At 69.7% G+C, this 6107-nt stretch carries 6 protein-coding genes; 3 read left to right on the top strand and 3 right to left on the bottom strand.

The genetic code is table 11. The annotated features are described in order from the left end of the window. The 3 genes from ACKVMH_RS12240 to rnt all read left to right on the top strand — a co-directional run. Positions 1 to 831: HvfB family MNIO-type RiPP peptide maturase (locus tag ACKVMH_RS12240; RefSeq protein WP_412700508.1), on the top strand; the 831-nt coding region annotated here is incomplete at its 5' end. A gap of 25 nt (positions 832 to 856) precedes the next feature. Beyond that, positions 857 to 1648, top strand: coding sequence for an HvfC family RiPP maturation protein (locus ACKVMH_RS12235; RefSeq protein ID WP_412700507.1), 792 nt, complete (start codon positions 857 to 859; stop codon positions 1646 to 1648). A 35-nt stretch (positions 1649 to 1683) separates the two neighbouring features. Continuing rightward, positions 1684 to 2349, top strand: a complete 666-nt coding sequence (gene rnt / locus ACKVMH_RS12230; protein WP_412700506.1) for a ribonuclease T — start codon at positions 1684 to 1686, stop codon at positions 2347 to 2349. Between the two features lie 24 nt (positions 2350 to 2373). Here rnt and ACKVMH_RS12225 read toward each other — a convergent pair whose 3' ends face one another. The 3 genes from ACKVMH_RS12225 to rnr all read right to left on the bottom strand — a co-directional run. Further along, positions 2374 to 2847, bottom strand: coding sequence for a DUF421 domain-containing protein (locus ACKVMH_RS12225; RefSeq protein ID WP_215218296.1), 474 nt, complete (start codon positions 2845 to 2847; stop codon positions 2374 to 2376). Positions 2848 to 2922: 75 nt separating this feature from the next. Continuing rightward, on the bottom strand, positions 2923 to 3669 hold the full coding sequence (gene rlmB / locus ACKVMH_RS12220) for a 23S rRNA (guanosine(2251)-2'-O)-methyltransferase RlmB (protein ID WP_215218297.1): 747 nt from the start codon (positions 3667 to 3669) through the stop codon (positions 2923 to 2925). 70 nt (positions 3670 to 3739) lie between these two features. Next, positions 3740 to 6107, bottom strand: a 2368-nt coding sequence (gene rnr / locus ACKVMH_RS12215) for a ribonuclease R (protein WP_412700505.1), incomplete at its 5' end; no start/stop codon positions are given.

Raw genomic sequence — 6107 nt, 5'->3', positions numbered from 1 at the left:
GCCGACGCCGTCGGCCTCGGCCTGCGGCGGGCCCTGCTGGGTCCGCTGCGGGCGGCGCCGGCCGGCAGCTTCGACTTCCTCGAGGCCGCGCCGGAGAACTGGATCGGCGTCGGCGGCGCGCTTGGCGACGGCTTCGAGGCGCTTGCCACGCGCCACCCGATCGTCTGCCACGGCCTGTCGCTGTCGCTGGGCGGACCGAGCCCGCTCGACGAGACCTTCCTTGGCAAGCTGCGGCGATTCCTCGACAGGCTCCGCAGCCCGATCTACAGCGAACACCTCAGCGCCTGCAGCGACATGCATGGCCAGCTGTACGACCTGATGCCGCTGCCCTTCACCGACGCGGCGATCGCCCACGTGGCGACACGCATCCGCCAGGTGCAGGACACGCTGGGGCGTCGCATCGCGGTCGAGAACATCTCCTACTACGCGACCTTGGCGCCGCGTGGCATGCCGGAGATCGACTTCATCCTCGAGGTGCTGGACCGGGCCGACTGCGACCTTCTGCTCGACATCAACAACGTGGTGGTCAACGCGACCAACCACGGCTACGACGCGGGGGAGTTCATACGTGCGCTGCCCGGCCAGCGCATCGCGTACCTCCACGTCGCCGGCCACCATGACGAGGCTCCGGACCTGAAGATCGACACCCACGGTGCCGCGGTGAGCGGCCCGGTCTGGGCGTTGCTGGGCGAGGCGTATCGGGTGTTCGGCCCGCGGCCGACCCTGCTTGAGCGCGACTTCAACCTGCCGCCGCTGGACGAGCTGCTCGGCGAACTCGACACCGTGCGGACGCACCTGTCACGCGCGCAGCGGCAACGCCATGCCGCCTGAGCAAGACCCGGCCGGAAGCGGCGCTGTGGACCGCCGCGCTGCCGATCCGCAGCGCGCGCTCGCCGACTACATCCGCGACCCCGCCCATGCGCCGCCGCCCGAAGGCATCGAGCCGCGCCGCCTGAAGGTCTACCGCGAGCTGTTCTTCAACAACATCGAATCGATGCTCGCCGGCAACTTTCCGGTCATCCGGCGCATCTGGTCGGATCCCGAGCCGGAGCGCTGGACGGGGCTCGTACGCGACTTCTACCGGGAACATCCCTCGCGCACCCCGCTGTTCCCGGAACTGGCGCGCGAATTCCTGCGCTACCTCAAGCACCGGGCCGGGGCCGGCCGCGGCGACCCGCCGTGGCTGGTTGAGCTGGCCCATTACGAGTGGGTCGAACTCGCCCTGCAGATCAGCGAATCGCGCGCCGACGACGTCCCCTTCGATCCCGACGGCGATCTGCTCGACGGCGCGCCGCTGGTTTCACCGCTGGCGTGGCCACTCGCCTATGCCTGGCCGGTGCACCGCATCGGCCCCGGATACCTGCCGGACCACCTGCCCGACGCCGCGACCTGCCTGCTCCTGCAGCGCGATGCGCAGGGCAAGGTGGGCTTCCAGCAACTGAGTCCGCTGGCGTTCCGGCTGCTGCAACGGCTGGACCAGCAGCCGAACCTGGATGGCCGGAGCCAGCTGCGCGCACTCGCCGGAGAGGCTGACATGACACCGGACCAAACGTTCCTCGACGACGGCGAACGGATGCTGCGGCAGTTCCACGAGGCGGGGGTGATCCTCGGCATACGCACGGTGCGGGACAACGAACCGAACGCGTAGCAGGGCCGGCGCGCGGGTCTGCTAGGCTTTCGGCGATGAGCTCCCCCACCCCCACCACCCCCGCGGGTTCGCCTCCCGCGGCCGCTGCCGTATCCCCGCTGGCCACCCGCTTCCGCGGCTACCTGCCCGTGGTGGTCGACGTGGAGACCGGCGGCTTCGACTGGAACCGGCACGCGTTGCTCGAGATCGCGGTGCTGCCACTGGAGCTGGACGACGACGGCCTGCTGGTGCCCGGCAAGACCACCAACGCGCACGTGGTACCGGCCCCCGGCCTGGACATCGATCCCAAGTCGCTGGAGATCACCGGCATCCGGCTCGACCACCCGTTCCGGCTCGCCAAGGAGGAGCGCCCCGCGCTCGACCACGTGTTCGCGCCGGTGCGCGAGGCGTGCAAGCGGCACGGTTGCCAGCGCGCGATCCTGGTCGGGCACAACGCCCACTTCGACCTGAACTTCCTCAACGCCGCGGTGGCGCGCGTGGGCCACAAGCGCAATCCGTTCCATCCCTTCAGCGTGTTCGACACGGTGACACTGGCGGGCGTGGCCTACGGGCAGACCGTGCTGGCCCGGGCCGTACAGGCGGCGGGGTTCCACTGGGACCCGAACGAGGCCCACTCGGCCGTCTACGACACCGAGCGCACCGCCGAACTGTTCTGCCGGATCGTCAACAGCTGGCCGCGCGGAGTCGCGGCCGTCGGCTGACCGGCTACGCAAGCCGCGCCCACTTCAGCGGTCCATCGCCACCACGCTGATCTCGCCGGTCTTCTCGACCGTCGCCAGCGCCACCTCATCGACCCTCTCCAGCCCGTTCTTGCGGATGCACGCGAGCACCTCGTCCTCGGTGATGAGCTCGTGCCGCATCGCACGCGGCAGCATCCGGCCGTTGCGCACGATCACCACCGGCTTCTCGGCAGTCAGGCGCCTGATGAAGGGAAAGCGGAACTCGAGCACGTTGACGACCCAGTCCCACGCCAGCACCACGACCGCCAGCAGCAGGAAGTCGATGGGTTCCTCGGACCCGACCGACATGCCGTCGGCCACCAGCGCACCCATCATCACCAGCGCAAGCATGTCCGACGGTGAGTGGTCGCCGATCTCGCGCTTGGGTAGCAGCCGGATAGCGATGACGACCGCAAAGTAGATGACCGTGCCGCGGACAAGGAAATCCGGCAGCGGAGCCGAAAGTTCGAAGGCATTCATGGGCGGGACCACGGCATGGCCGCGGGAGCACGGCCGCGGGATCTTCGCCCCCGGGGCGTGAAGCCGGTGCCTCGGTCAGGAATGGCGCTGGCGCACCGCTTCGAACAGGGTCACGCCGGCGGCAACCGAGACGTTGAGGCTTTCCACCCCGGTACCCGGCATCGGGATGCGCACCAGCTGGTCGCAGTTCTCGCGGGTCAGCCGGCGCAGGCCATCGCCCTCGCCGCCGAGCACCAAGCCGACGTTGCCGCGCAGGTCGAGCGCGTACAGCGACGCGTCCGCCTCGCCGGCCAGGCCGTACAGCCAGACCCCCAGCTGCTGCAGGTCGCGCATTGTCCGGGCCAGGTTGGTCACCGGCACCACCGGGATGCTGTCGGCGGCACCGGCCGACGTCTTGCGCACGGTCGCGTTGACCTGCACCGACTTGTCCTTGGGGATCACCACCGCGGTCACGCCGGCCGCGGCGGCGCTGCGCAGGCAGGCGCCGAGGTTGTGCGGGTCCTGCACGCCGTCAAGCAACAGCAGCAGCGCACGACCTTCCGCCGCCTCGACCAGTTCCTTGAGCTCGTTCTCGTTCCAGGTCCGGGCTGCCGCGTAACGAGCCACCACGCCCTGGTGGCGCAGGTTGCCGACCACACCGTCGATTGCCTGGGTGTTGACCCGGCGCACGTCGATCCCGACCCGTCGTGCCGACGACTCGATTTCGACCAGTCGCGGGTTTTTCGCGCCGGCCTCGATCAGCACTTCGCGCACGTTGTCGGCATCGTGCTCGACGGCGGCGGCGACGGCATTGATGCCGGCGATCCATTGCTTCTGGCTCATGGGGAGTTGGGCGCGTGGGGGGCGGCCATTGTAGGGGAGCGGCGTCGACCGCCGCTCCCCGACCGGGCCCCTAGTACTTCTGCTTGACCCGCTTGGCCGGCTGGCCGCGCTCGGGCAACGGCTTGACCCCGCGCTCCTCGACCAGCCGGAAGTCGATCTTCCGCTCCTCCACGCTGGCCTTCATCACGATGATGCTGACCCGGTCGCCCAGGCGGAATTCGCGGCCATGGCGCTCGCCGGTAAGGGTCTTGCGGATCGGGTCGAAATGGTAGAAGTCGTGCGGCAGCTGGGTCACGTGGACCAGCCCGTTGACCTTCGACTGGTCCAGCTCGATGAACAACCCGAAGCTGGTGACGCCACTGATGACGCCGTCGAACTCGCCACCGACGTGCTGCTCCATCCACGCGGCGCGGTAGCGCTCGTCGACCTCGCGCTCGGCCTCCTCGGCGCGGCGGCCACGCTCGGAGCACTGCAGCGCAAGCTGGGCCATGTCGCTCGGGGAGTACTTGAACTTCTCCGGCCGCTTGCCGCTCAGCGCGTGCTTGATCGCGCGGTGCACCAGCAGGTCGGGGTAACGGCGGATCGGCGAGGTGAAGTGCGCGTACGCCTCCAGCGCCAGGCCGAAGTGGCCGACGTTCTCGGGCTGGTAGACCGCCAGGCTCTGGCTGCGCAGCAACACCGATTCGATCAGGGTCGAGTCGGCCCGCTCGCGGATGCTCTTGAGCAGGTTGGTGAAGTCGCGCGGCTGCACCTTGGCCCACGGCGGCATGCGCAGCTTGAACTCCTTAAGGAACTCCAGCAGGTCGGCGTATTTCTGCTCCGGAGGCCGGTCGTGGATGCGGTAGGGCGCCGGCACCTCGGCGTCGATCAGGAACTTCGCCGCCTCCACGTTGGCGGCGATCATGCATTCCTCGATCAGCTTGTGCGCGTCGTTGCGCACGATCATCCCGGCCTGGGTGACCTCACCCTTGGCGCCGAGCACGAAGCGGACCTCGCTTGACTCGAACTCGATGGCGCCGCGCTTGGCGCGCGCCTTGGCCAGCACCTGGTACAGCTGGTGCAGGCGCTGCACCTGCGGCAGCAGGTCGCCGATCCGGCCCAGCGCGTCCTCGCGGTCCTCGTCGCTGGCGTCGTCGCCGACCGCGTTCCAGACCTGTGTGTAGGTCAGGCGCGCGTGCGAATGCATCACCGCTTCGTAGAATTTCGAGGCGGTCACCTCGCCCTTGCGGTCGATCTGCATGTCGCAGACAAAGCACAGCCGGTCCACCTTGGGCTTGAGCGAGCAGATGCCGTTGGACAGCGTCTCCGGCAGCATCGGCACCACGAACCCGGGGAAGTACACCGAGGTCGCGCGCTTCTGCGCCTCGTCGTCCAGTGGCTCGCCGGGACGCACGTAATGGGAAACGTCGGCAATCGCGACCACCAGGCGGAAGCCCTCGCGGTTGGGCTCGCACCAGACAGCGTCGTCGAAGTCCTTGGCGTCCTCGCCGTCGATGGTGACCAGCGGCAGGTCGCGGATGTCGACCCGCTCGCTGGCCTCCGCTTCGGGGACCTCCAGCGGCACCGCTGCAGCCTGGTCGAGCACCTGCTGCGGGAACTGATGCGGGATGTCGTGGCCATGGATGGCCGCCTGCACCGCCAGCGAGGCGGTGAGGCGCTCGCCCAGGACGGTCAGGATGCGGCCCATCGGCGGGCGGCGGGCGTCGGGAGCGCGGGTCAACTCGCACACCACCAGCTGGCCGGCCTGGGCGTCGCCGCGGCTCTCGGGCGGGATCAGCACGTTGCGCTGGATCCGGCGGTCGTCGGGCTCCACGTAGCTGACGCCGTCCTCGAGGATGTAACGGCCGATCAGGCGGCTCAGCCGGCGTTCGAGCACCTCGACGATCGCGCCTTCGCGTCGGCCACGACGGTCGACACCGGTGACGCTGGCCAGCACGCGGTCGCCGTGCATGACCTTGCGCATCTCGTACGGCGGCAGGAACAGGTCGTCGCCGCCGACACCGTCGGGCCGCAGGAAGCCGAAGCCGTCCGGGTTGGCGATGACGCTGCCGGGTACCAGGTCGACCTGCTGGGCCGGGACGAAACCGCCGCGCCGGTTCTGCAGCAACTGGCCGTCGCGGACCATCGCGCGCAGGCGGGCCGACAGTGCATCGAAGCGCTCGGGCTCGGACAGCCCCAGCCGCTCGGACAGTGCCTCGGCCTCCATCGGGCCGTCGGCGGCCGACAGCAGTTGCAGGATCATCTCGCGGCTGGCGATGGGCTGCTCGTAGCGGGCGGCCTCGCGGTCGGCATACGGATCCGCCGGGCGACCATCCTTGCCGCGCACGGGTTCGCCGTGCAGCGGAGCCAGCGGTGGCTTGCGGGTGCCGCGCGGCGGCGGCTCGGGGAGCCAGCCGGGCTTCTTGCCGGCCGGCTTGCCACCGGGTTTGCCGCGACCG

This window comes from Lysobacter zhanggongensis (assembly GCF_046638635.1).
GTDB lineage: Bacteria > Pseudomonadota > Gammaproteobacteria > Xanthomonadales > Xanthomonadaceae > Novilysobacter > Novilysobacter luteus.
The sequence above is the reverse complement of the archived record's forward strand: the minus strand, read 5'-3'. Positions and strand labels throughout refer to the sequence as shown.